This window comes from Nocardioides humi (assembly GCF_006494775.1).
In the GTDB taxonomy this organism is placed as follows: Bacteria; Actinomycetota; Actinomycetes; order Propionibacteriales; family Nocardioidaceae; genus Nocardioides; species Nocardioides humi.
In genome coordinates this window covers 2,609,209-2,634,287 of the sequence record NZ_CP041146.1, presented here as the reverse complement: position 1 = coordinate 2,634,287, position 25,079 = coordinate 2,609,209, and the positions used below count along the sequence as shown (strand labels likewise).

The 25,079-nt window shown below is 72.6% G+C and carries 24 protein-coding genes; 16 read left to right on the top strand and 8 right to left on the bottom strand.

The features are described 5' to 3' along the window. Nucleotides 1–19: 19 nt before the first annotated feature. The 4 genes from FIV44_RS31340 to FIV44_RS12835 all read right to left on the bottom strand — a co-directional run bounded on the left by FIV44_RS31340 (nt 20) and on the right by FIV44_RS12835 (nt 3,178). Nucleotides 20–346 carry an LLM class oxidoreductase gene (locus FIV44_RS31340; protein ID WP_219996429.1) on the bottom strand — a complete coding sequence of 109 codons (327 nt, stop codon included), beginning with the start codon at nt 344–346 and terminating at the stop codon, nt 20–22. Nucleotides 347–890: 544 nt separating this feature from the next. Next, the gene (locus FIV44_RS12845; protein ID WP_141004779.1) at nt 891–1,397 is read right to left on the bottom strand and encodes a nuclear transport factor 2 family protein; all 507 of its coding nucleotides are present in this window, start codon (nt 1,395–1,397) and stop codon (nt 891–893) included. Between the two features lie 15 nt (nt 1,398–1,412). Next, nucleotides 1,413–1,898, bottom strand: coding sequence for a MaoC family dehydratase (locus FIV44_RS12840; protein WP_141004778.1), 486 nt, complete (start codon nt 1,896–1,898; stop codon nt 1,413–1,415). Further along, the gene (locus tag FIV44_RS12835; RefSeq protein ID WP_141004777.1) at nt 1,895–3,178 is read right to left on the bottom strand and encodes an acetyl-CoA hydrolase/transferase family protein; all 1,284 of its coding nucleotides are present in this window, start codon (nt 3,176–3,178) and stop codon (nt 1,895–1,897) included. The genes FIV44_RS12840 and FIV44_RS12835 overlap by 4 nt, the downstream gene beginning before the upstream one ends. A gap of 193 nt (nt 3,179–3,371) precedes the next feature. On the opposite strand from FIV44_RS12835, the gene FIV44_RS12830 reads away from it, so the two are divergent. The 12 genes from FIV44_RS12830 to FIV44_RS12775 all read left to right on the top strand — a co-directional run bounded on the left by FIV44_RS12830 (nt 3,372) and on the right by FIV44_RS12775 (nt 16,587). Then, entirely contained in the window at nt 3,372–4,259 is an 888-nt protein-coding gene (locus FIV44_RS12830) for a branched-chain amino acid ABC transporter permease (RefSeq protein ID WP_181411146.1), read from the top strand. Between the two features lie 16 nt (nt 4,260–4,275). Beyond that, a complete protein-coding gene (locus tag FIV44_RS12825; protein ID WP_141004775.1) occupies nt 4,276–5,199 on the top strand; it encodes a branched-chain amino acid ABC transporter permease in 924 nt (307 codons plus the stop codon). Then, nucleotides 5,196–6,017 (top strand): ABC transporter ATP-binding protein, encoded by an 822-nt coding sequence (locus FIV44_RS12820; RefSeq protein WP_181411145.1) that lies wholly within the window; start codon nt 5,196–5,198, stop codon nt 6,015–6,017. Before FIV44_RS12825 ends, FIV44_RS12820 begins: the two co-directional genes overlap by 4 nt. Next, entirely contained in the window at nt 5,962–6,666 is a 705-nt protein-coding gene (locus FIV44_RS12815) for an ABC transporter ATP-binding protein (protein WP_141004774.1), read from the top strand. Before FIV44_RS12820 ends, FIV44_RS12815 begins: the two co-directional genes overlap by 56 nt. A 41-nt stretch (nt 6,667–6,707) precedes the next feature. After that, on the top strand, nt 6,708–7,628 hold the full coding sequence (locus FIV44_RS12810; protein ID WP_141004773.1) for an SDR family NAD(P)-dependent oxidoreductase: 921 nt from the start codon (nt 6,708–6,710) through the stop codon (nt 7,626–7,628). Between the two features lie 4 nt (nt 7,629–7,632). Continuing rightward, entirely contained in the window at nt 7,633–8,598 is a 966-nt protein-coding gene (locus FIV44_RS12805) for a nuclear transport factor 2 family protein (RefSeq protein ID WP_141004772.1), read from the top strand. Between the two features lie 137 nt (nt 8,599–8,735). Then, the gene (locus tag FIV44_RS12800; protein ID WP_141004771.1) at nt 8,736–9,905 is read left to right on the top strand and encodes an acyl-CoA dehydrogenase family protein; all 1,170 of its coding nucleotides are present in this window, start codon (nt 8,736–8,738) and stop codon (nt 9,903–9,905) included. Further along, nucleotides 9,905–11,917, top strand: coding sequence for an SDR family oxidoreductase (locus tag FIV44_RS12795; RefSeq protein ID WP_141004770.1), 2,013 nt, complete (start codon nt 9,905–9,907; stop codon nt 11,915–11,917). Before FIV44_RS12800 ends, FIV44_RS12795 begins: the two co-directional genes overlap by 1 nt. A 3-nt stretch (nt 11,918–11,920) precedes the next feature. After that, nucleotides 11,921–12,889, top strand: coding sequence for an amidohydrolase family protein (locus FIV44_RS12790; protein ID WP_141004769.1), 969 nt, complete (start codon nt 11,921–11,923; stop codon nt 12,887–12,889). Further along, nucleotides 12,886–14,463 (top strand): class I adenylate-forming enzyme family protein, encoded by a 1,578-nt coding sequence (locus tag FIV44_RS12785; protein WP_141004768.1) that lies wholly within the window; start codon nt 12,886–12,888, stop codon nt 14,461–14,463. Before FIV44_RS12790 ends, FIV44_RS12785 begins: the two co-directional genes overlap by 4 nt. Next, a complete protein-coding gene (locus tag FIV44_RS12780) occupies nt 14,460–15,344 on the top strand; it encodes an LLM class F420-dependent oxidoreductase (RefSeq protein ID WP_141004767.1) in 885 nt (294 codons plus the stop codon). The genes FIV44_RS12785 and FIV44_RS12780 overlap by 4 nt, the downstream gene beginning before the upstream one ends. 10 nt (nt 15,345–15,354) lie before the next feature. Beyond that, a complete protein-coding gene (locus FIV44_RS12775) occupies nt 15,355–16,587 on the top strand; it encodes a PucR family transcriptional regulator (RefSeq protein ID WP_141004766.1) in 1,233 nt (410 codons plus the stop codon). On the opposite strand, the gene FIV44_RS12770 is transcribed toward FIV44_RS12775, so the two are convergent. Continuing rightward, entirely contained in the window at nt 16,533–17,303 is a 771-nt protein-coding gene (locus FIV44_RS12770) for an SDR family NAD(P)-dependent oxidoreductase (RefSeq protein ID WP_141004765.1), read from the bottom strand. The genes FIV44_RS12775 and FIV44_RS12770 overlap by 55 nt on opposite strands. 80 nt (nt 17,304–17,383) lie before the next feature. Here FIV44_RS12770 and FIV44_RS12765 point away from each other — a divergent pair, with 80 nt between their 5' ends. Both FIV44_RS12765 and FIV44_RS12760 read left to right on the top strand, forming a co-directional pair. Next, nucleotides 17,384–17,986, top strand: a complete 603-nt coding sequence (locus FIV44_RS12765; protein WP_141004764.1) for a hotdog fold domain-containing protein — start codon at nt 17,384–17,386, stop codon at nt 17,984–17,986. Nucleotides 17,987–18,085: 99 nt separating this feature from the next. Further along, entirely contained in the window at nt 18,086–19,771 is a 1,686-nt protein-coding gene (locus FIV44_RS12760; RefSeq protein WP_141004763.1) for a flavin-containing monooxygenase, read from the top strand. 59 nt (nt 19,772–19,830) lie between these two features. On the opposite strand, the gene FIV44_RS12755 is transcribed toward FIV44_RS12760, so the two are convergent. Continuing rightward, on the bottom strand, nt 19,831–21,543 hold the full coding sequence (locus FIV44_RS12755; RefSeq protein ID WP_141004762.1) for a cation:proton antiporter: 1,713 nt from the start codon (nt 21,541–21,543) through the stop codon (nt 19,831–19,833). A 68-nt stretch (nt 21,544–21,611) separates the two neighbouring features. Between FIV44_RS12755 and FIV44_RS12750 the strand changes: the two genes are divergently transcribed. Together FIV44_RS12750 and FIV44_RS12745 are read left to right on the top strand one after the other, a co-directional pair. Further along, nucleotides 21,612–22,043 (top strand): helix-turn-helix domain-containing protein, encoded by a 432-nt coding sequence (locus tag FIV44_RS12750; protein WP_141004761.1) that lies wholly within the window; start codon nt 21,612–21,614, stop codon nt 22,041–22,043. Nucleotides 22,044–22,052: 9 nt separating this feature from the next. Next, nucleotides 22,053–22,484 (top strand): VOC family protein, encoded by a 432-nt coding sequence (locus tag FIV44_RS12745; RefSeq protein WP_141004760.1) that lies wholly within the window; start codon nt 22,053–22,055, stop codon nt 22,482–22,484. A gap of 8 nt (nt 22,485–22,492) precedes the next feature. On the opposite strand, the gene FIV44_RS12740 is transcribed toward FIV44_RS12745, so the two are convergent. Both FIV44_RS12740 and hppD read right to left on the bottom strand, forming a co-directional pair. Continuing rightward, a complete protein-coding gene (locus FIV44_RS12740) occupies nt 22,493–23,770 on the bottom strand; it encodes a Glu/Leu/Phe/Val dehydrogenase dimerization domain-containing protein (RefSeq protein ID WP_219996428.1) in 1,278 nt (425 codons plus the stop codon). Further along, complete coding sequence (gene hppD, locus FIV44_RS12735) at nt 23,770–24,975, bottom strand: 4-hydroxyphenylpyruvate dioxygenase (protein WP_141004759.1); 1,206 nt, start codon at nt 24,973–24,975, stop codon at nt 23,770–23,772. Before hppD ends, FIV44_RS12740 begins: the two co-directional genes overlap by 1 nt. Between the last annotated feature and the right edge of the window lie 104 nt (nt 24,976–25,079).

Here is a 25,079-nt window from a genome sequence, read left to right as displayed (position 1 = left end):
CAGGCCACGTCGTGCCTGATCAAGGGGCGAGAGCGGCCAGGAGGCGCTGCCAGTCGGCGACCGGGAGGGCCTGGTCCTTCCAGCCGGCCTCGCGGTCGAGCACCTGGAGGCAGACGTGGTCGGCGCCGGCGGCGACGTGCTCGTGGAGCCGCGCGGCGACCCGTTCCGGGTCTCCCCAGGCGACGAGGCCGTCGACCAGTCGGTCCGAGCCGCCCTGGCCGGCGTCCTCCTCGGTGAAGCCGAGGCGCTCCCAGCTGGACCGGTAGTTGGGCTGGCCGAGGTACATCGCGAGGTGGCGGCGGGCCGCGGCCCGGGCCAGGCCGGCATCGGCCTCGAGCACCACCATCTGGGTCGGGGCGAGGAACGCCCCGGGCCGAGGGCGTCCCGGGCGCTCGCGGTGTGCTCGGGCGTCGTCAGGTACGGGTGCGCCCCGGCGGCGCGGGTGGCGGCGAGCTCGAGCATCCGCGGACCGAGGGCTGCGAGCACCCGGTGCCCGGCATCCGGGCCGCCGGCGTCGTCGAGCTCGTCGAGATAGCCGCGCATCCGGCTCAGCGGTCGGCGGTAGCGACCGGGGTCGGCGTGGTCGACGAGCTGGGCGTGGCTGACGCCCAGCCCGAGCAGGAACCGGTCGGGGTCCGGGAGCGCGCGGACGGCGCTCGCGACGTCGTCGGCCGCCATGGTCCAGATGCTGAGGATGCCGGTGGCCACGACGGTGCGCGAGGTGGCGGCGAGCAGCTCCGCCACACGGGGGAACGGGTCGGCGAGGCCGCCGGTCATCCACAGCGCGGAGCAGCCCGCCTCCTCCAGGGCGGCGGCGGCATCCTGGGCGGCGGGCGCCTCGCGCAGCCGGAGCGCGCTGGACCAGGCACCCCACCGGCCGGCGGGCAGGCTCACCGCTCCTCCGCCGTGGGCGGCGTCAGGACGGAGCCGTGCGCCAGGTCGGCGACCCAGGAGGCGAACCGCCATCCCTCGCCGGTGCGGACGAAACGGCCGGCGTACGACCCGACGACGACGTGGCTGCCGCCGTCGCGGCGGTAGTAGGCGATGCCCTTGAAGGTGCCCGTCGCCCGGTCGCCGTCGACGTCGATCTCGCTGTTGGTGAAGGTGTGCAGGATCCACGGCATCGAGGAGCGGAGCCGGACGAACTGCTCGCGGATCTCCTCCCGGCCGCGGCAGGGCGGCCGCGCGGCGTTGATGCTGTAGACGCCGTCCGGCAGCCAGAGGTCGGCGAGCGCGTCGACGTCCGCATGGCTCGGTCCGGCCCAGCCGCCGTCGCACAGCGTGTGGTAGCGGCTGGCGAGCGCCTCGATCGCGCGGACGCTCTCGAGCTCGGCCAGCCGCTGCTCCAGCCGCTGCAGCCGGAGGGTGGGGTCGTCGGTCTCCGTGGGGGTGGTCATGCCGGTCCTCCGATGTCAGGCGAGCGCGGTCTCGCCCTCGGGGACGAACTTCACGAGCGCGGTGCGGACCGCCGTGCACACCAGCACCCCGTCCTGGTTGAGACCGCGGTGCTCGAGGGTGACGATGCCCTGCCCGGGGCGGGAGGCCGACGGCCGGCGGTCCTTGATCTCGGTCTCGCAGTAGAGCGTGTCGCCGATGAAGACGGGCGCGGGGAAGGCGATCTGCTGGAAGCCGAGGTTGGCGATCGTCGTCTTCTGGGTGAGGTCCGGTACGCCGATGCTGCAGACGATGCCGAGGGTGAGCAGGCTGTTGACCAGCCGCTGGCCGAACTCCGACTCCGCCGACTTCACCGCGTCGAGGTGCAGGCTCTGCGTGTTGAGGGTGATGCTGCAGAAGAGGACGTTGTCGGCCTCGGTGATCGTGCGTCCCGGCTCGTGCTTGAACACGTCGCCCGGGATCATCTCCTCGTAGTAGCGGCCGCGGCGGGTGTGGACGGTCATGGAGTCTCCTCGTTGCGTGGTTCGGGCTCGGTGGGGGTGAGCAGGCCGTCCCGGTGGTCGGGATGCGCGACGGCCGCGAGGGCCTCGGCCCGCTCGGCCTCGGTGCGGCCGCGGAGCCAGGCGACGCCGTACTCCGTGACCACGGCGTCGGGGGTGTGCCGCGCCAGCGAGACGACGTCGGCCCCCAGGCGCCGGACGATCCGGCTGTGCCGGCCGTCGGGGGTGGTCGAGGGCAGCGCGATGACGGAGAGCCCGCCGTCCGAGCCGAAGCCGGCCTCGACGAAGTCGGCGCTGCCGCCGATCCCGGAGACCTGCCGGCTGCGGACCAGCTCGGAGCCGACCTGGCCGGCCAGGTCGACCTCGACGGCGGAGTTGACGGCCACCAGCCGCGGGATCTGCGCCAGCACCCGGGGAGCATGGGCGACCCGGCTGTCGCGCAGCACGATCGCGGGATTCCCGTCGGCGAACTCCATGAGGGCGCGCGTGCCCATCAGCTCGGCGGCGGAGATCGCCGGGGTGTCGCCGGTGTCGGTCCAGCGCAGCAGCCCGCGCTCGAAGAGGCCGACCATCGCGTCGTTGGCCATGCCGACGACGCGCACCGGGCCGACGCCGCTCTCGGCGAGGAACGCCGTGATCGCCTCGGGGACGGCGCCGATGCCCAGCTGGAGGGTCGGCTCGGAGGGCAGCAGCCCGAGCACGTGGGCCGCGACCCGGTCGCTGACCTCGTCCCGGACCGCGGCGGGGAACTCGCACGGCGGTGTGTCCGCGTCCACCAGGACGTCGAGCTGGGAGACGTGCAGCAGGGAGTCGCCGGTCGTGCGGGGCGTGTGCGGGTCGACCTCGGCGATGACGAGCGCGGCGCGGGCGACCGCGTGGCACACGTAGCTCGCGGACGGCCCGAGGCTGCACCAGCCGTTGCGGTCCGGCGGGGAGACGCGGACGAGCGCGACCGAGGTCTCCCACTGGTCGAGCAGCCCGGGTACGGCGGATCCGCGCGCCGGGACGTACTCCACCCGGCCGGGGGCGAGGGCGGCCCGGGCGGGTCCGTAGGGATGCCAGGTGCGGTAGCGGAGCAGTCCCTCGGCGGCGGCGTCGAGGAAGGGGTAGTCGCCGAGCTGCAGGCCGGAGTAGAGCGTCGGGCGGCCGAGCAGGTCGGCGGCGCCGGCCAGGTGGGTCAGCAGCGTCTCCGGCGTCCCGCATCCGGGGGAGGCCACGATCGCCGCTCCGGGGGGGATGCGGCGCACTGCCTCGCTGGGCGTGCGGTGCGCGGGCAGCTGCACGCGGCCACCTCCTTGGGTCGTCCGGCGGTCCCGGGGCAACCGCGAACGTAGTCCCTGCCATGAATTTAAGCAAGTGCTTGATTCACCTCTTGACAGGGGGTGTGTGACGTGGCTTACTTGCCCTTCAAGCGAGCGCTTGATTCAGCGACGGGACCGGACTCGGCGTCGCTCGCCAGAAGGAAGGGACCGTTCCGTGCACCTGCTGATGCAACAGCTGCTCAACGGCATCGCACTCGGGTCGATCTACGCGCTCTTCGCGGTCGGGTTCTCGCTGATCCTGGCCAAGATGGGCATCCTCAACGTCGCCCACGGCACCTTCGCGACCTGGGGCGCCCTGTCGTCGTACTGGCTGGTGTTCGAGCACGGGCTGAGCTTCTGGCTCGCCCTCGTCCTCGGCGTCGTCTTCGCCGGCGGGCTGGGCGTCGCCGCCGACCTGATCGCCTTCGAGCCCCTGCGCAAGCGCAACGCCGGCGTCTTCGCCCCGATCATCGCCAGCATCGGCATCTGGATCGTGCTGCTCACCCTCGCCGAGGCCTTCAGCGGCCCGTCGGCCACCAGCTACCCGACCGACTCGGTCCCCACCGAGCCGATCCGGTTCGCCGGGCTGCTGCTGCTCCCCGCGCAGGTGATCAGTGTGATCGCCCTCGTCGCGATCGTGACCGCGGTGCACCTCCTGCTCACCCGCAGCCGGTTCGGCGCCGCGGTCCGTGCCGTGTCGGTGGACCCGCGGTCGGCGACCATCGTCGGCGTCAACGCCCGGCGCACCCTGATCGCGGTCGCCTTCCTCGCCGCCGCCATCGCCGGACTGGCCGGCATCCTCGCGGCCCTGTCCGACAACAACGTGTCGTTCGGCATCGGGGAGGCCCTGCTGCTCAAGGGCTTCGCCGCCGTGGTGGTGGGCGGCTACGGCGACATCCGCGGCGCGGCCCTGCTCGGCGTCGCCATCGGCGTGCTCGAGGTGATGAGCGCGCAGTACATCTCGTCCGGCTTCCGGGACGCGATCACCTTCGGGGTGCTGCTGGTGGTCCTCGTGGTCCGGCCGCAGGGCATCTTCGGCGAACGACAGCTCGTCCGAGCCTGAGCAAGGAGAACGACTCGTGAGCACAACAGCCTGGATGATCACCCTGCAGTTCGCGGGGGTCAACGCGCTCTTCGCCCTGGCGATCTACGCGTCGCTGTGGACGGGCGTCCTGAGCCTCGCGCCGGTCTTCTTCGGTGCGGTCAGCGCCTTCACCTTCGGCTACGTCGCCGGCACGCTCGGCCTGTCGCCCTTCCTCGGCCTGCTGCTGGGCGCGGCCCTCGGGGCGGTCCTCGGCGCGCTGACCGCCGGCCTGCTGGTCCGCCTCGACAGCCACTACCTCGCCATGGCCACCATCGCCATGGTGCTGATCGGACGGGTGCTCATCCTCAACCTGCCGGAGTACACCGGCGGCGCGACGGGCACCCTCGTCCCGGGCGACCTCGGCACCTGGGCCTGGCTGATCGGGACCCTGGTGGTCGCCGGCTACGTGATGGCGCGGCTCGCCGGCTCGCGCTTCGGGCTCGCCGCCGACGCCGTCCGGGAGGACCCGGCCGTCGCGGAGACGCTGGCGATCTCGCCCCGCCGCATCCAGTTCGTCGGCATGATCATCTCCGGTGCCCTCGGCGGGGTCGCGGGCATCCTGCAGTCCAGCTTCCTGCAGTACATCGGCCCGGACACCTTCTACACCCACCTGGGCTTCGTCACCCTGGCGGCGGTCGTCCTGGGCGGTGCCTTCCACTGGCTGGGACCCATCATCGGCGCGATCGTCTTCACGATCCTCCCGGAGCTCCTCCGGGAGCCGATGGGGGAGTACGACCGGGTCGTCACCGGCGTGCTCCTGGTCCTCATCATCATCTACATGCCGCGCGGCCTGGTCGACGTACGACGGCTCCGGCTGGTGCGCTCGCGCTGGTGGCGACCGAAGGGCGGAGGCTCCGAGCCGGACGGCCCGGACCCGCGCGACCCCCGGCCCGCCGTCCCGGCGGAGGTGGCGTCGTGACCGGGCTCGCGGTCGACATCGTCGGCCTCACCAAGGCGTTCGGCGGCCTCAAGGCGGTCGACGACGTGACGATCCAGGTGCCCCCGCGCAGGATCCACGGCATCCTCGGCCCGAACGGCGCCGGCAAGACCACCGTGCTCAACATGGTGAGCGGCTTCATCCAGGCCGACTCCGGCCGGCTCGACGTCTTCGGCCACGACGTCACCCGGATGCAGCCGTTCCAGATCGCGCGGCGCGGCGTCGCGCGCACGTACCAGAACATCCGCCTGTTCCCCGGCCTGACGGTCCTGGAGACCGTCGTGGCGGGCGCCTACATGCAGCGGAGCTCGACGATCGCCGGTGCGATCCTGATGAGCCCGGCCGAGCGACGGGAGCGCCGCGAGATGCGCGAGCGCGCGGCCGAGCTCCTGGACAAGGTCGGCTGCCGGGCGCCGCACTCGGCGCTCGCCGAGACCCTGTCGTACGGCGACCAGCGCCGGGTCGAGATCGCCCGCGCGCTGGCGACCAACCCCAAGGTCCTGCTGCTGGACGAGCCGACCGCCGGGATGAACGACGCCGAGTCGGAGCAGGTGGGTCGGCTGCTGGTCGAGCTCCGCGAGCTGGGGCTGACGCTGATCCTCATCGAGCACAACATGCGGCTCGTCGAGGAGTTCTGCGAGACCGTCTCGGTGATGAACTCCGGTGCACTCCTCGCCGAGGGTGCGCCCACGTGGTGCCTGGAGCAGGACGAGGTCAAGGAGGCCTACTTTGGAAAGCGATCCGATGCTGCGCGTATCGCGACTCTCCGCCGCGCACGGCGCGGTCCCGGCGGTTCGTGAGGTCGACATCGAGGTCGCCCAGGGGACCCTGGTCGCCCTCATCGGCTCCAACGGCGCCGGCAAGACGACGACGCTGAACACCATCGCCGGCCTGCACAAGCCCTCGGGCGGCACGGTGACGGTGGGCGGCCGCGACATCACCGGCTGGGCCTGCCACCGGGTGGTCCGCTCCGGCGTGGCCCTCGTCGCCGAGGGACGCCGGGTGGCGCCTCCGCTGACCGTGCTGGAGAACCTCGAGCTGTCCGCCTACAGCGGGCGCAGCACCAAGGCCCAGCAGCGGGAGCAGCTCGCGGAGGTCTTCGACCTGTTCCCCCGGCTCGCCGACCGGCGCGACCAGCTCGCGGCGTCGATGAGCGGCGGCGAGCAGCAGATGCTGGCGTTCGGCCGGGCCCTGATGACCCGTCCGGAGGTGCTGCTGCTCGACGAGCCGTCGATGGGCCTCGCGCCGTCGATCGTCGACGTCCTGTTCCAGACCATCGAGACCCTGCACAACGGCGGTGCCACGATCCTGCTCGTCGAGCAGAACGCCGAGCTCGCCCTGGCCGTGAGCGAGCGCGTCTACGTGATGCAGCGCGGCCAGATCGTCACCGACGGAACCGCGGAGGCCGTGCGCGGTCGCGCGGAGGTCATGTCCGCCCTCTTCGGCTGACCCGTCGAAGCCCGTCCGAACCAGAAGGAGCCCCACCCACCATGAGCGAGATCAGGCTGGACGGTCGCGTCGCCGTCGTCACCGGAGCCGGACGAGGACTCGGCCGCGAGCACGCACTCCTGCTCGGCGCCCGCGGCGCCGCCGTGATCGTGAACGACCGCGGCGGCGCCCTCGACGGCGCCGGCGGCGAGGCGTCGCCCGCCGAGCAGGTCGTCGAGGAGATCCGGGCGGCCGGCGGGATCGCGATCCCCGACACCAACGACGTCAGCACCCTCGAGGGCGCGTCGCGGATCGTGGCGACGGCGACCGAGACCTACGGCCGGCTCGACATCCTGGTCAACAACGCCGGCATCCTGCGCGACCGGTCGATGGCGAAGCTGACCCCCGAGGAGGTCGGCCCGGTCCTCGACGTCCACCTCGGCGGCACGATCTGGATGAGCAAGGCCGCCTGGCCGGTCATGGCCGAGCAGGGCTATGGGCGGATCATCAACACGACGTCGGCGGCCGGCATCTTCGGCAACTTCGGCCAGACCAACTACGCCGCGGCGAAGGCCGGCATCTGGGGCGTCACGAAGACCCTCGCGATCGAGGGCGCCCGCAGCGGCATCCAGGTCAACGCCATCGAGCCCGGCGCGCGGACCCGGATGACGGAGAACCTGCTCGGCGACCTGGCCGACCGGCTCGACCCGAGCCTGGTGGCGCCGCTCGTGCTGTGGCTGGCCGCCGCCGAGTGCGAGACGACCGGCGAGGTCTACAACGTGGGCGGCGGCCGGGTGGCCCGGGTCGTGATCGCCCAGACGCCCGGCTTCTTCTCCCGCGAGGTCACGCCCGAGGCGCTGCGCGACAGCTGGGACACGGTGAACGACCCCGACCTGGCCGAGGTGATGACCTCCTTCCAGCAGGAGCTCGGCGTCCTCGTCCAGCTCCTGTCGGACGGCGACCGCGCCGGAGCCGGTGCCTGACCCGATGACGGTCACCGGGCCCCTCGCCCCGGCGCTGCGCCTGCTGGCAGCGCTGGACGCGAACGACGCGGAGGGCGTACGACGCTGCTTCGCGGCGGACGGGACGTGGTGGGTCGACACCGGCCTGGACCGCGCCGCCGGCAGGCTCGACGTCGACCCGGGCGACGACCGTCCCTGGCCCCTGCACGGGCTGATGCCGGCGCAGGCGAAGTGCGACCTGCTCCGCTCGGTGCCGGAGCGCTTCCCCGGCGGCGTCCGGCAGCACGTCCGCCGGTCCTTCGCGGGCGGCGACGTGGCCGTGGTGGAGGTCGAGGGCGACGGGCTGTTCCGCGGCGAGCGGCCCTACCGGAACAGGTACGCCTTCGTGCTCACGGTCCGCGACGGCGCGGTGACCTCGCTGCGGGAGTACCTCGACACCGCGCACAGCGCCGCGGTCTTCGACGGCCGCGGCCTGGAGCGTCGATCGCTCGCGCCGGAGCCCGTCGCCGACGTCCTCGCGGACGGGGCGGATCGCGCCGGGCCCGGCGAGCGGCTCGCCGCCGACTTCCTCGGCGCCCTCGAGGCGGCCGACGGCGATCGCCTGCTCGCCCTCTGCACGCCGACGGCGACCTGGTGGGCCGACGGCGGCCGCACGCGCACCGCGGGGCCTGAGGCTCCGGCGCACCCCGACGCCGAGCTGGTGGTCGTGGGCCGCGTCCCGGTCGCCGTACGGGCTCCCCGGATCGGCGGCCTGCGCACGACCTTCCCCGACGGGCTGCGCCTGCGCGCGCACCGCGTGGTGACCGACGACGACGTCGACCGCACCGGGCTGGTGGCGGTCGAGGTGCAGGGCCACGGTGTCCACCGCCGTGGCGGCACCTACCAGAACCGCTACGTCTTCGTGCTCCGCGCGGAGCACGGCCGCCTGGCCGAGATCCGGGAGTACTGCGACACCCGGCACGCCTTCGACGTCTACGGGATCGACCGATGACTCCAGTAAAGCAAACGCTTGATTCTAATCAAGCGCATGCTCTACTGTGCGACGAGAGTCGCTCACCGAACACCCCTCACGAAGGACGACGATGAAGCTCACGTTCCGACGCACCGTTTCCCTGCCGGCGGTCGCCGATGCGTGAGCTGCGCGACCCCGAGCACGAGCTGATCGCCACGGCGATCCGCGAGCGCATCGCCGGGTTCGACGACGACTACTGGTCGGCCTGCGACCGCGACCACCGGTTCCCCTGGGAGTTCTTCGACGCCCTGGCGAAGGACGGCTGGGTCGGCCTCGCCATCCCGGAGGAGTACGGCGGCGGCGGCCGCGGCGTCACGGAGGCGGCGATCCTGCTCCGCGAGGTCGCGGCCTCCGGGGCGGCGATGAACGGCTGCACCGCCCTGCACATGAACGTCTTCGGCCTCCAGCCGGTCATCAAGTACGGCAACGACCGCCTCAAGGAGACCTTCCTCCCCGCGGCCGCCGCCGGCGACCTCCACGTCGCCTTCGCCGTGACCGAGCCGGACGCCGGCACCGACACCTCCCGGATCAAGACGCGCGCGGTCCGCGACGGCGACGGCTGGCGGATCAGCGGTCAGAAGATCTGGACCAGCAAGGCGCTCGAGTCGTCGATGGCGCTGATGCTCGCCCGCACGGCCCCCGCCCCCGACACCGACGCCGGCCGCTTCGACGGGCTCAGCCTCTTCCTGATCGACCTCGACCCCGACCACGTCGACATCCGGCCCATCGCCAAGGCCGGCCGCAACGCGGTCGCCACCTGCGAGACCTTCTACGACGACCTGCCGGTCGAGGGCTGGCGGCTCGTGGGCGAGGAGGGCAAGGGCTTCAAGCACATCCTGGCCGGCCTCAACCCCGAGCGGATCCTGATCGCCGCCGAGGCCACCGGCATCGGCCACGCCGCGCTGCGCCGGGCCACGGAGTACGCCAAGGTGCGCCGGGTCTTCGACCGTGCGATCGGCAGCAACCAGGCGCTCAGCCACCCGCTCGCCGACTCCTACGCACGGCTCGAGGCCGCCTGGGAGCTGACCATGGTCGCCGCCGCCCGGTACGACGCCGGCCTGTCCTGCGGCGCCGAGGCGAACATGGCCAAGTACCTCGCCGCCGACGCCGGCTACGACGCCGCCGACCGCGCCGTGCAGACCCACGGCGGGCTCGGCTACGCCGAGGAGTACCACGTCGAGCGCTACTGGCGGGAGGCGCGGATCATGCGGCTCGCGCCGATCAGCCAGGAGATGTCGCTCAACTTCATCGCCCAGCAGGTGCTGGGCCTCCCGCGGAGCTACTGATGGCCGCCGGGGAGCGTCGTCTGGAGGGCCGGGTCGCCTACGTCCTCGGCGGCGGGAGCGACGGCCCGGCGCGGCCGGGGGAGGCCCTGCCCATGGGCAACGGACGCGCGATCGCGCTGCGCCTGGCCGCCGAGGGCGCCACGGTCGTCGTCGGCGACAAGGTTCTCGCCCGCGCCGAGGCGACGGTCGAGCACCTCGGCGGGCCGGGGCTGGCGGTCGAGGTCGATGCCGCCGACCCCGAGTCCTGCCGGGCCGCGGTCGCCGCCGCGGTCGAGCACGGCGCCGGCCGGCTCGACGTCGTCGTCTGCAATGTCGGGCTGTCGGGCCGGGAGCCGTTGAAGGTGCAGAGCCTGGAGGACTGGGACCTCGCGTCCGACGTCAACGTCCGCTCGCACTGGCTGACCGCGCAGGCCGCGCTCGGCCCGATGCTGGCCCAGGGCTCCGGGGCGTTCGCCTTCGTCGGGTCCACCGCCGGCGTCTACAGCAGCCGCCGCTCCCTGTCGTACGAGGCCACCAAGGCCGCACAGCTCGCCGTCATGCGCCATGTCGCCGTCCGGTACGCCGACCGCGGGATCCGGTCCAACGCGGTGGTCCTCGGCAATATCGACTCGGCCCTGGTGCGCCGCGAGTTCGGGGACGCCCCCGGCGCGGCCCGCGCGGCCGTCGTACCGATGGGGCGTGAGGGCCGGCCCGAGGAGGCCGCGGGCGCCGTCGCGTTCCTGGTGAGCGACGACGCCGGCTACGTGACCGGCCAGAGCCTTCTCGTGGACGGCGGCGTGAGCGCGGCCTGGCCCGTCCCCCAGTCGTGTCGTGAACAGGAGGAGCAGCAGATGAGCAAGGTCGTCGTCAGCGGTGTCGGGATGAGCCCGTTCGGGAAGTTCCTGGACAAGTCGATGAAGGACCTCGGCAGGGTGGCCGTCGACGCCGCCCTCGCCGATGCCGGCATCGGGGTCAAGGACGTGCAGGCGATGTTCTTCTCCAACGCGCTGGCCGGTCTGATCACCGGCCAGGAGTGCATCCGCGGCGAGGTCGTCGGCTACCCGATGGGCCTGGCCGGCATCCCGATCCACAACGTCGAGAACGCCTGCGCCTCCGGCGGCAACGCCCTCCATCTCGCCTGGATGGCCGTTGCGTCGGGGATGTACGACACCGTGCTCGCGCTCGGCGTCGAGAAGGCCAACCACGAGGACCGGCAGCGCACCTTCAGCGCGTACGCCGCGGGCATGGACGTCGAGCAGGGCTTCGCGACCGGCGACGGCGCCGGTCAGGAGCGCAGCCCGTTCGTCGACCGCCAGGCACGGCTCGCGGCGACCCTCTTCGAGGAGCGGGGCGTGACGATGGAGGGCCTGGCCCGGGTCGCCTCCCGCTCGCTGGAGAGCGCCCGGCTCAACCCCTTCGCGCACCGCCGCTTCGGCGGCTCGCCCGAGGACGTCCTCAGCGCCCGCGTGGTCGTCGAGCCGCTCACCGTGCTGATGAGCTCCCCGGTCAGCGACGGCGCCGCCGCGGTCGTGGTGACCAGCCGGCCCGAGGCCGTCGCCTCCGGCCGCTCGGTCGACATCCTCGCCTCGCGGATGGCCACCCGCCCGCCGGCCGACCGGCCCGACGCCCCCAACGCCGTCGAGGCGTCGGCGCACGCGGCGTACGAGCAGGCGGGGATCGGCCCCGGCGACATGGACCTGGCCGAGGTGCACGACGCCTCGGTCGCCTACGAGCTGATGGCCTGGACCGACGTCGGGCTCTGCAAGCCCGGCGAGGAGCAGCGCTGGGCGATGGAGGGCGTGACCGAGGCCGGCGGCGCGATGCCGGTCAACCGCTCCGGAGGCCTGGTCGGCCGCGGCCACGCCCTCGGCGCCAGCGGCCTGGCGCAGATCCACGACGTCGTCCGCCAGCTGCGCGGCGAGGCGGGCGATCTCCAGGTGGCGGACCCGCGCCGTGCGGTGGTCCAGATCGGCGGCGGCGTCGTCGACTGGCTGACCGCCGTCTCGAGCGTGCACGTCCTGGCGAAGGGCTGATCCGTGACCGACCTCGTCATCGACGCCCACATGCACGTCTGGGACGCCACCTGGCTCCCGGAGGGGCTGCGGCGTGCCTGGGCGCGGCAGGGGGCCGGACGCCGGCTCCCCGAGCGGCACCCCGAGGAGATCCTCGCGCACGTGGCCGTCGGCCAGAGCGACCCGGACGCGCTACTGACGGTGGCCGCGTTCGACCGGGCAGGGGTCGCGGCGGGGCTGGTCCCGGTGGTCGACTGGACGATCGTCGGCGCCCCGGGCGGTGAGCACCTGCCCATCGGCGCGCTCAACGCGCGGTACGAGGACGTCTGCTCCCGCAACGAGGGGCGGCTCTACTTCGCCGCCGGTCTCGACCCCCGCCACGCCGACGCACGGACCCTGTTCGAGGCGGCTGCCGCGCACCCGCACTGCCGCGGCTTCAAGCTCTATCCCGCGGCCGGCTGGGACCTGCGCGATCCCGCCCATGCCTGGCTGTTCGAGGCGCTGGTCGAGCGCGAGCTCCCCGCCGTCATCCACTGCAGCCCGCTCGGCGGCGACCCCCTGCAGGTGATCCGCTGCCGCCCGGCCGAGGTCGGCGCCCTCCTGGCGTCGTACCCGGCGCTGCGGGTGTCCTTCGCCCATGCCGGCATCGAGGCCTGGTGGAGCGAGGCCCTCGACTGCGCGACGGGCTGGCAGCACGCCTATCTCGAGCTGTCGCTCTGGCAGCGCCTGGCCGGCATCGACTACCCCGAGTTCCGGCGCCGGGTGCGCGCGATGCGCGCCCAGGTCGGGGCGCACCGGCTGGTCTTCGGCTCCGACATCTGCCGGGGGCCGAAGGAGGACCCGGACGGCGCCGACCTGGAGCGCTGGGTCAGCATGGTGCGAGACCTCGCCTCGCCGTACGACGGCGATCCTGCGGTCCTCACCGACGACGAGCTCGGGCTCTTCCTCGCAGGCAACGCAATCCGGCTGTTCGACCTCAAGGAGCACGCATGAGCGACACCCTCGGAGTCCTGTTCGCCAACGCGGGCAGGCGGTTCCACGACAACGTGGCGGTGACCGTCGGAGAGCACAGCCGCACCTTCGGCGAGGTGATCGACCGCGGCTGGCGGCTCGCGCACGCCCTGCGCGACCGCGGCGTCGCGCCCGGGTCCTTCGTCGCCGCGATGCTCGGCGCCAACCGGGTCGAGTCGCTGGAGGTGTACGTCGGGCTCGCCCTCGGCGGCTACACCGCCGTCCACGTCAACGACCGGCTGACCGCGCCGGAGGTCGACTACGTCATCTCCGACTCGGGCGCCGTCGCGCTCGTCCACACCGACGGCGTCGCCGGCGTCGCCGCGGAGATGACCACGACCGCCGGCCTCGCGGCCTGGCTCGCGATCGGCGATCCCACCCCGGCCGGTGCCGAGTCCTTCGACGCCGCCCTCGCGGGCGCGACGAGCGAGCCCGTGCCGACCCCGGTGACCCCCGACGACATCGCCCTGGTCGGCTACACCAGCGGCACGACCGGCTTCCCCAAGGGCGTCCTCGTCAGCCACCGGGCCGTGGTCAACTGCATCAAGCTGGTGCCCTACGCCTACCGCTTCCCGCTCCAGGGGCACGCCGCCTTCCCGGGCGGCTGGTCCTTCGTGTCCGGGCTGTGGGGCGTGATCTTCCCGCACTTCTACACCGGCAGCACGGTCGCCTTCATCGCCGGCGCCAGTCCCGACGAGTGGGGACGCCACATGGTGGAGAACAAGGCCACCTTCACCCTCGGCCTGACCCCCCTCATCCCCGGCCTGATGGAGGCGCTGCGCCTGCACCCGGGCGCCCTCGACACGCTGCAGTCGGTGCTCCACTCCGGCGGCCCGCTGCCGCCCGAGCTCGCCGCCGACCTGGTCGCGCTCATCGACGACCGCCTCGTCGAGACCTACGGGATGACCGAGGTGGTCGGGCCGATCACGATCACCAACCGGTCCGACTGGCGCGGCCTCGGCGGCGCCGACAGCATCTTCGAGACGGTGGGACGGCCGCTTCCGACATCCTCGATGCGCGTCGTCGACGCCGACGGGAACCCGCTGCCGGCCGGGGAGGTCGGCGAGCTGGTCATCGAGGCCGACACCATGTTCTCCGGCTACCACAACCAGCCGGAGAAGACCGCGGCCGTGCTGCGCGACGGCTCGTACTTCACCGGCGATCTCGGCTACCGCGACGAGGCGGGCTATTACTACCTCACCGGCCGCGCCCAGGAGCTGATCATCAGCGGCGGCGCCAATGTGTACCCCGCCGAGGTGGAGCGCGTGCTCATGCTGATGGACGACGTCACCGAGGCCGCGGTCTTCGGGCTGCCGGACGAGCGCTGGGGCGAGGCGGTCTCCGCGGCCGTCGTGCTGCGCCCCGGATCGACCGCGACCGTCGACGAGGTCCGCGACTTCGCCCGCTCGCAGCTGGCCGGCTACAAGAAGCCGGTCCACCTCTTCTTCCTCGACGAGCTGCCCCGCAACTCGGGGATGAAGGTGATGAAGCACGTCCTCAAGGAGCAGCTGGCCGGAGCGGCCGGCTCGACCGACACGACAGGAGGCCAGCGGTGAAGCTGGGCATCAGTGAGCTGTTCCCCGGGTCCGGGCCGCGCGACGGGCGCTGGTCGATGGATGCCGCGCAGCTGATCGAGGAGATCGGCTACAACTCGGTGTGGCTCCCCGAGCACGTCGTGTTCTTCCCGAGCTACCGCTCGCAGTACCCCTACGAGTCCGGCGGCGCCCAGGAGGTGCACCGCATGCTGGGCGTCCACGACCCGCTCGTGCTCGCCGGCTCGATCGCGGCGGCCACCACGACCCTGCGGATCGGCACGTACGTCTTCGTGGTGCCCCAGCGCAACCCGATCATCACCGCCCGCCAGGTCGCCAGCATCGACCAGCTCAGCGGCGGCCGGTTCCAGTTCGGCGTCGGCGTCGGCTGGTCGGAGGAGGAGTACGCCGCGCTGGACGTGCCCTTCGAGCGGCGCGGCGAGCGGATGAACGAGTACCTCGCGGCCATGCGCGCGCTGTGGGACGAGGCGGAGGAGACCTCCTTCTCCGGCGAGTTCGTCGAGTTCGAGCCGCTCTACTGCTTCCCCAAGCCCGCGCAGGCACGCCTGCCGATCATCGTCGGCGGCAACAGCCGGGCGACCCTGGAGCGGATCGTGAAGTACGGCGACGGGTGGGCCGGCTACAGCCGTACGCACGAGGACATCAAGGTCTTCACCGAGAAGCTGACGGTCCTGATGGAGGCCGCCGGCCGGGACATGTCGGAGCTCTCCCTCAAGGTCGGCCGCCGCAGCAAGGGCGCCACCGAGAAGGACTGGGAGGACGACCGGGCCTACATCGAGGAGGCCTTCCGCCTCGGCATCGACGAGGTCGTGGTGTCCCCGCGGATCGGCGACGAGAGCTATGAGAAGGACATGAGGCGCTACGCCGAGATCGTCGGCCTCTGACGAGGCGCAGGTGTCGCCCGACGCGATCGCCGGGATCCGCGCGCGGCTCCCGGAGGTCGCGGAGTGCGTCGTCGACGCCGTGGTCGAGGAGGTGCCGAGCTACGCGCACGCCTTCGACGGCAGCATGGGGGCGACCATCCGGCGCGCCGTGGAGATGGCGCTGGCCGGCTTCCTCTCCCTGGCCAGCGGTGGCGCCGACGGTCGCACGACACCGACCGCGCCCGCGGTCGACGGCTCGTACCAGCTCGGCCGGGGCGAGGCCCGCAGCGGCCGGTCGATCGCGGCCCTGCTCTCGGCCTTCCGGGTCGGTGCCCGGGTGGCCTGGCGGCAGATGTCGACGCCGCTGGTCGAGGCCGGCGCCGAGCCGGAGGCGCTGGTCGACTTCGCCGAGCTGGTCTTCGCCTACATCGACGAGCTCTCGGCGGCGGCCGCGGCCGGTCACACCGACGAGCTGACGACAGCCGGGCAGGCTCGTCAGCGGCTGCTCGAGCGGGTCGTCCGCCATCTCGTGGCCGGGCACGGCCGGGAGGTCGTCCTGTCCGCAGCGAGGACGGCCGGCTGGCAGCCCCCGCAGTCGCTGACCGCCGTACTGCTCCCGGAGGATCGGGTGCGCGACGCCGTCGCCGCGCTGCCCGCCGGGACCCTGCAGTCGACGGACGCCGTGGACGGTCTCGAGGGCCTCGAGGGCCTCGAGGGCATCGCGCTCGTGCTCGTCCCCGACCTGCACGACGAGCGCCGTGCCGTGCTGCTGCGCCTGGCGGCCCGGCACGCGGCGACGGTGGGGCAGGCGACGCCCTGGCTCGACGTACGGCGCTCGGTCGACCGCGCCGTGCGCGCCCGCCGGCTCGGGCTCGGGCCGGACACCGACGCCCACCTCCCGGAGCTGGTGCTGTCGTCCGATCCGGTCGCGCTCGAGGACCTGCGCCGACAGGTGCTCGCGCCCCTCGAGGGACAGCGGCCGGCGACGCGGGAGAGGCTGCTCGAGACGCTCCGTGCCTGGCTGGTCCACCTGGGCCGGCGCGACGACGTCGCCCGGGCGCTGGTGGTCCACCCCCAGACGGTGCGATACCGGATGACCCGGCTCCGCGAGCTGTACGGCGACCTGCTCGACGACCCGCGCCAGGTCCTCTGCCTGACCGTCGCGCTCGGCCTCCCCGGCGGTGGGGACGCCGGGGAGGCCGAGTCGGGTCAGATGGACCAGTGCATGCCGCCGTCGACGCTGAGCACGTCGCCGGTGACATAGGACGCCGGACCGGAGGCCAGGAACGCGACCAGGGCGGCGGCCTCCTCGGGGCGGCCGAACCGGCCGGCGGGGATCCGGCTGCGGATCAGCGCCGCCCGCGACTCCGCGGTGGGGTAGGTGCGGCCGACCTGCTCGCTGTCGATCCGGCCGGGGGCGACGCAGTTGACGGTGACGCCGTCGGCGGCGACCTCGCGCGAGAGCGCCTTGGACCACAGGATGCAGGCGGCGACGGCGGCCTGGGCGGCCGACACGACCGTCGGCTCGAGCAGCCCGACGAAGTTCACGACCCGCCCACGCCCGCTGCCCCGCAGCATCGGCAGCAGCGCCTCGGCGAGGCGCCGCTTGGCATGGAAGTTGAGCTCGAACTGGCGCTGCCACAGCTCCTCGGTGAGGACGTCGCCGGGTTGCTCGGCCGCTCCCGCGACATTGACCAGGACGTCGAGCCGCCCGAGCTCGGCGGCCACGGTGTCGGCGATCCGCGCGGCCGCGAGCGGGTCGGTGAGGTCCGCCTCGACGACGAGCGGGCGGGCGACCCGGCCGCCCCGCTGCGCGGCGGTCTCCGTCACGTCGTCGGCGAGCCGGTCGAGGAGGGCGCACCGCCGGGCGACCAGCACCAGGTCGGCACCCTCCGCCGCGAGCGCCTGCGCCGTGGCGCGGCCGATCCCGGCGCTCGCCCCGGTCACCAGCGCGACGCGTCCTTCGAGCTGCAGATCCATCCGCTCTCCTCAGGCCTAGAAAAATCAATCAAGTGCTTGATAGATTAGCGGCGATCGCCCGACGACGGAAGAGGTGCGCGATGAGCGGGGCCCTGGCTGCCGACGACCGTGGCGGGATCGTCGTCGACGACCTCGCCTACGAGGCTCTGGTCGGTGCGACGAGGAACTTCCTCGACGCCCTCGCCGTGGCCGTGCCCGACGGGCCGACGGCCGACCGGCTGACCGCCGATCTCGCCGGCTGGGCGGGCGTCCTGGGCGGCCTGGCGGCCGAGGAGCGCGACCGGCTCTTCGGCCGGCGCGCCGGCATCGCGTCGTACGGCCAGGCCATGACGCCGGCCTACCGGGTGCTCGAGAGGGACGACGCCGGGCTGCGCGGCGTCGCCCGGTTCGGGCGCTACTTCCACGGCGGCAAGGGCGCTGCCCACGGTGGCGCCGTCCCGCTGCTGTTCGACGAGCTCTTCGGCCGGGTGATCAACGGCGAGGGCCGCCCGCCCGCCCGCACGGCGTACCTCCATGTCGACTTCCGGGCGGTGGTCCGGCTCGACCGGGACCTCGGGCTCCGGGTGTGGCGCGAGCGTGAGGAGGGGCGCAAGCAGTACGTCCGCGGCGAGATCCGGGACGGCGACGTCGTGTGCGCCGAGGCGGAGGCGCTCTTCGTCGCGCTGCGGCCCGGCCAGCCCTGACGGCGTCGCGCGGCGTCGCGCGGCGTCGCGCCCGCTCGCCGGGGGAGCATGTTTCATGTAATGTGCAGCAAGCGCTTGATTCTATAAGGAGATCCGACCATGACCATCCCGACCACTCGGCAGCCGACGCCTGGTCTCGACTACCTGATCATCGGCGCCGGTGTCTGCGGGCTCTACCAGCTCCACCAGCTGCTCGAGCTCGGTGTGTCGGTGCGGATCGTCGACGCGAACGCGGGACTCGGCGGGACCTGGTACAACAACCGCTACCCGGGCTGCCGGTTCGACTCGGAGTCCTACACCTACCAGTACTCCTTCTCCCAGGAGCTGCTCGACGAGTGGGACTGGAAGGAGCGCTTCGCACCCCAGGCCGAGACGCTCTCCTACCTGGAGTACGTCGCCGACAAGTTCGACCTGCGACCGCACATCAGCCTCAACACCCGCGTCGAGCGCGCCGAGTGGATCGAGGACGGCCTGCACTGGCTGGTGACGATGGCCGACGGCGAGCAGGTCCGGGCCCGCTTCGTGCTGTGCGCGATGGGCCTGCTGTCGGTGCCCACCTATCCGCGGGTGCCCGGGCTGGGGACCTTCGGCGGGGTGGAGACCCACACCTTCGACTGGCCGGACGACCTCGACGTGACCGGCAAGCGGGTCGCGGTGATCGGCACCGGCGCCAGCGGGGTCCAGGTGATCACCGACATCGCGGACAAGGTCGAGCAGCTGACGGTCCTGCAGCGCGACGCCAACTGGTGCGCGCCGCTGGGCAACCAGCCCATCACGCCCGAGGAGATGGCGCGGCTGCGCGCGTCGTACGACGAGATCTTCGACTGGTGCCGCGAGACGCCGGCGGGCTTCATCCACCGGCCCGACCGCACCCTCTCCACCGACGTCACCCGCGAGGAGCGGCTCCGGCACTGGAACGACCTCTACGACAACGGCCACGGCGCCGCCCTCTACATGGGCAACTACCGCGACACGATGATGGAGGCCGGCCCCAACCGGGAGCTGTCGGAGTTCGTCGCCGACCGGATCCGGCAGCGGGTCGAGGACCCGGAGGTCGCGGAGCTGCTCATCCCGAAGGACCACGGCTTCGGCAACAAGCGGGTCGCCGGCGAGTCCGGCTTCTACGAGGTCTTCAACCAGGACAACGTCGAGCTCGTCGACCTGATGGCCCACCCCATCCGCGAGGTCACCGAGACCGGCATCCGGCTCGACCTCGCCGACGGCGGCGTGCGCGACCTCGAGCTGGACGTCATCGTCTACGCCACCGGCTTCGACGCCGTCACCGGCCCCTTCGACCGGATCGACTTCCGCGGCGTCGACGGCGTCCGGCTCAAGGAGCAGTGGCTGGGCGGACCGGAGACCTGCGTCGGCGTCCAGGTCACCAACTTCCCCAACCTCTTCATGCTGGTCGGTCCCCAGTCGGGCTCGGCGACCGCCAACTTCCCCCGCGGCATCGAGGACGTCGTCAACTGGATGACCGAGACCGTGCGCCACATCGAGGCCGACGGCGTCGTCCGGTTCGAGGGCCGGCGCGAGGCCGAGATCGCCTGGGTCGAGCACGTCCGCGAGATCAACAGCCTGCTCCTGCTCGCCCACTCCAAGTCGTGGTTCAACGGCCACAACATCAACCTCGACCGGGACGACAAGCCCCGTGTGATGGTCTACCTGGGCGGCGCGCCCCGCTACCGCCGCCGCCTGCAGGAGGAGATCGACCAGGGATACCCGAGCTTCGAGCTCAAGACGGCTGCGGACCTGGGTCGTGAGGAGCCGGGTGTGGCCGTCTGATCGGGCTCGTGGTGGGTCTGGTCTTCGTGGTCGGTTGGGCGGCCGCGCTTAGCCGCCCGTCACACACCCGCGTTGAGCCGCTGCTCCTCCCGGTCGAGCAGCGCCTCGGCCTGCGCGTAGGTCTCGCTGGTGTAGGCGCCGATGGAGCGCTCGGCGAGCAGGGCGTCGCGCATGGTGTCGAGGTAGAGGCGCTGGACGAGCAGGGACTTCTCGCGCAGGCCGGGCTTCTGCTGGCGCAGGTGCTGGATGTTGCCGAGCAGGATGGGGAGGAACCGCTGCTCCAGTGACTCGGCCAGGGCGGGATCGATCGGCTCGCCGTCGATCTCGAGCTCGCGGATCGGTCCCAGCTGCTCGTAGGTCTGGCCGGTGAGCTGCTTCATCAGCGAGAAGAACTCGCCGCGCTGGTCCTCCGGCGTGACCGCCTCCAGGTCGAGGCGCCGGATCAGCACCGGCAGGGTGAGGCCGAACAGGACCAGGGTGGCGACGGCGACCACCACGGCGACGACGACGAGGGTGGAGCGCTGGTCGGTGCCGGCGGGGATGGTCTGGACGGCGGCGAGGGTGACCACGCCGCGCATCCCGGACCAGGCCAGGACCAGGCCGGACCGGCCGTTGAGGGGCTGGCGCTGCTCGAACGCGACGTCGGCGTGCGCCTGGGCGACGCGCCGTCGTCCGGCCTGGACGCGGGCGATCTCCTGGGTGCTCTGCGGGGTGAGGGTCTCCAGCTGTTGCTCGAACTCGGCGATCCGCCGCCGTCGGCGGCTGGACCGCCCGGGGCGCCGGTGCCGGTCGATGAGCAGCGGCCCGGCGACGCCCACGAACCGGAGCACGACCAGCAGGCCGAAGACCACCGCCACCATCGTCGCGATCCGGGAGTCGGGGGTGCTCCCGCGTGCCTCCTCGATCAGGCGGGGCAGCTCGAAGCCCATCGCGAGGAAGACGGCGTTCTCGAGCAGGAAGTTGATGGTCGCCCAGTTGGTGCGCTCCATCTGCCGGTCCCGTGCGGTGAACCGCCGCCCGGCCTGGTGGCCGGTGACCAGGCCCGCGATCACCACGGCGAGCACACCGGAGGCCTCCAGCTCCTCGGCGGGGACGAAGGCGAGGAAGGGCACCGCGAACGAGATCGAGGTGTTGAGCACCGGGTCCGCCAGCTTCTGGCGCACCAGCACGGTGAGCCAGCCGACGGCGAGACCGACGAGGATGGCGCCGACCACCGCCCACGCGAAGTCCAGGACGACGTGGCCCAGGCTGAAGCTGCCGACGGCCATCGCCGCGAGGGCCGTGCGCAGCACGACCAGCGCCGAGGCGTCGTTCACCAGGCTCTCGCCCTCCAGCACGGTCATCACCCGCGGCGGGAGCCCGAGCCGGTGGCCGATCGCCGTCGCGGCGACCGCGTCCGTGGGGCTGACGACGGCGCCCAGCGCCACCGCGAGCGCGAACGGTACGTCGAAGACCACATGCACGACCCACCCGACGCCGAGGGCGCCGACCACCACGATCACCATCGCCAGCCAGGTGATCAGGCCGAGGTTGCGGCGCAGGTCGACGACCGGCAGCCGCACCGCCGACGCGTAGAGCAGCGGCGGCAGGATGCCGGCGAGCACCACCTCGGGGGACAGCCGCACCTCCGGGGCGCCGGGGATGAAGCTGGCGGCGACGCCGAGCCCGATGAGCAGGAGCGGCGTGGCGACGCCGGTACGACGGGAGAAGGCCACCGCGATGATCGAGATCGCGAGCCCACCGCCGGCGAGGACCAGGTACTCGTGCTCCACGCCGGAAGTCTAGGAGCGCCCCGGCAGCGCGCCCGTCGCCGCGACCGACCGACCACTACGGTGGGGGCATGGCCGTCCCTCCGAGCCGGCACCTCCTGCGTGCCCGCGACCTGTGCGACCGGCACTACGCCGAGCCGCTGCGCGTGGCCGACCTCGCACGGGCGGCGGGCTGGTCGCCGGCGCACTTCGCGCGGGAGTTCCGCCGCGCGTTCGGGGAGACGCCGCACCGGTACCTGCTGACCCGCCGGCTGGAGCGCGCCGCCGCGCTGCTGCGCGACACCGACCGGCCGGTCACCGAGATCTGCCACGCCGTCGGCCTGAGCAGCCTCGGCTCGTTCTCCAGCAGGTTCGCCCAGGTGTACGGCGTGCCGCCCGCGGCGTACCGCGCCTCGTTCCCGCCCGCCCGGCGCCACCTGCGGATCCCCGCCTGCGTCGCCAAGGCGTACGGCCGTCCCGGGACAGCAGGATCGGAGAAGCGCCCGCCGGCCGTGGCGTCCTAGCGTCGTGCCATGATCCGAATCGCGAACGCACAGTTCTGGGTGCACGACGCCGACCAGGCCCTCGACTTCTGGACCCGCGTGGTCGGCTGGGAGGTCCGCTCCGACGTGACCATGGAGGAGTGGAACTTCCGCTGGCTGGTGGTGGGCCCGGCGGACCAGCCGGAGATCGGGCTGGTGCTGATGCCCCTGCCCGGTCCGCCGATGCTGGACGCCGGCGACAGCAGCCGGCTGTCCGACCTCGTCGCCAAGGGCGCCGGCGGCACCCTGTTCCTGGAGACCGACGACTGCCAGGCGGCGTACGACGAGCTCTCCGCCCGCGGCGTCGTCTTCAACGACCCGCCGACGCCGCAGCCGTACGGCATCGACACGTCCTTCCGCGACCCCTCGGGCAACAACGTCCGGCTCACCCAGGTGCTGGAGTTCGACCCTTCCCGCAGCTGACCGGGCCGTCAGACCAGCTGGTCGAGGGCGATCTCGAAGGCGGTGGCCGCCACCGAGGTCGGGTACGGCGACCGCGCGTGGCACCGCTCCAGCGCGGTGCGGATGGTCCGGGAGACGTCGCCGAAGATCGCGTCGTCCGACACCTCGGGGATGCCCTCCATGAGGAGGGTGAAGGTGCGGGCCATGCCGCAGTTGGCGATGAAGTCCGGGATCACCGCGACGTGCTGGTCGGCGAACTCGTAGGTGGGTCCGTAGAAGATCTCCGGGTCGGCGAACGGCACGTTGGCGCCGGCCGAGATCAGCTCCAGGCCGCCCGTGACCAGCCGCTTGACGTGCTCGGCGGACACCAGCCGCGAGGCGGCGCAGGGCAGGAAGATCTCCGCGCCCAGGTCCCAGATCTCGTCGTCGAGCCGCTCGAACGGGACGAGCTCGTCGGCGCGCAGCGCGTTGCCGTCCTTGGCGAGGAAGAGCGCCCGCACGTCGTCGGCGGTGAACCCGTCGGCGTTCATCAGCCCGCCGTCGCGGTCGATGATGCCGACGACGCGGGCGCCCGCCTGGGCGAGGTAGTACGCCGCGGCGGAGCCCACGTTGCCCCACCCCTGGACGATCACCCGCTTGCCCTCCAGTGCCTGGCCCTGCCCGGCGCCGTATGTCGCGTAGTAGTGCACGACCGACTCGGCGACGCCCCACCCGGTGATCAGGTCGGCGACGGTGTACTTCCGGTCCCGGTCGGGGGTGTACCGCGGGTCCTCGACGACCTTGGAGACCCCGAGCCGCAGCATGCCGACCCGCTGCACCAGCTCGCGCTCGTCGGCGGCGAAGTGGCCGTTGACGATGCCCTCCTGCGGGTGCCACAGGCCGTACCGCTCGGTGAGCGGGATGACGTCGTGCAGCTCGTCGACGTTGAGGTCGCCGCCGGTGCCGTAGTACGTCTTCAGCAGCGGGGTCACCGCCTTGAACCACCGGGCCAGCACGCCCTCGCGGCGCGGGTCGGTGGGGTCGAAGTCGATGCCCGACTTCGCGCCGCCGATCGCCGGCCCGGAGACGGTGAACTTCACCTCCATGGTCTTGGCCAGCGCCTCGACCTCGCTGCGGTCGAGGCCCGCGCGCATCCGGGTGCCGCCGCCGGCCGCGCCGCCGCGCAGCGAGTTGATGACCGCCCAGCCCTTCGCCTCGGTCTCGGAGTCGTGCCACTCGAAGACGATCTCGGGCGCCTTGGCCTCGAAGCGGCCGAGCAGCTCGAGCATGCCGGCGCCGGTCGTCGTACCGGTCGTCGTGGTCGTCATCAGAAGTTCCCCCGTCGCTCCTGCTCGCGCTCGATCGCCTCGAAGAGCGCCTTGAAGTTGCCCTTGCCGAAGCCGAGCGAGCCGTGCCGCTCGATGAACTCGAAGAAGACGGTCGGGCGGTCGCCGAGCGGCTTGGTGAAGATCTGCAGCAGGTAGCCGTCCTCGTCGCGGTCGACGAGGATGCCGCGCTTCTGCAGCTCCTCGACCGGGACCCGCACCTCGCCGATCCGGGCGCGCAGCTCGGGGTCCTCGTAGTAGGAGTCGGGGGTGGAGAGGAACTCGATGCCCTCGGCGCGCAGGGCGTCGACGGTGCGCAGGATGTCGTTGGTGGCCAGCGCCAGGTGCTGGGCGCCCGGGCCGTCGTAGAACTCGAGGTACTCGTCGATCTGCGACCTCTTCTTCGCGACCGCCGGCTCGTTGAGCGGGAACTTCACCCGGTGGTTGCCGTTGGCCACGACCTTCGACATCAGCGCGGAGTAGTCGGTCGCGATGTCGTCGCCGATGAACTCGGCCATGTTCGTGAAGCCCATGACCTTGCCGTAGAACTCCACCCACTCGTCCATCCGGCCGAGCTCGACATTGCCGACGATGTGATCGAGCGCCTGGAACAGCCGCCGGGGAGCGCCCTCCCGCCTGCGGAAGGTGGAGGTGCGCTCGACGTAGCCGGGGAGGTACGGGCCGTCGTACCGGCTGCGGTCGACCAGGCTGTGCCGGGTGTCGCCGTACGTCGCGATCGCGGCGACCCGGACGGTGCCGTGCTCGTCGGTCAGGTCGTGCGGCTCCTCGAGCACCGTGGCGCCGACCGAGCGGGCGTGCTCGACGCACTTGTCGACGTCGGGGACCTCGAGCGCGATGTCGACGATGCCGTCGCCGTGCTTGCGGTGGTGGTCGTGCAGGGGGCTGCGCGGGTCGACGCCGCCCTTGATCACGAACCGCACGGCCCCGCTCTTGAGCACGAAGGCGACGTGGTCGCGGTTGCCGGTCTCCGGGCCGGAGTAGGCGACCAGCTCCATGCCGAAGGCGGAGACGAAGAAGTGGGCGGACTGGGTGGCGTTGCCGACCACCCACACGGCCGCGTCCCAGCCGGTCACCGGGAACGGGTCCTCGCGGTCGTCGTACTCGACGAGGCCGACGAGCTGCTTCAACGTGTCGAGGTCGAGCTCGGCGAGCCGCTCCTCGCTGGTCAGGGTCTCCTGGAGGGACATGCGAGGAGCAGACCAGTCCGGCTCCGGGACGCACAACCTGTCCATCTGGAGGTGGGCAGAGCGACCAGTTCTGACGGCTGTCGCTGGTTGTGGCTAGGCAGATT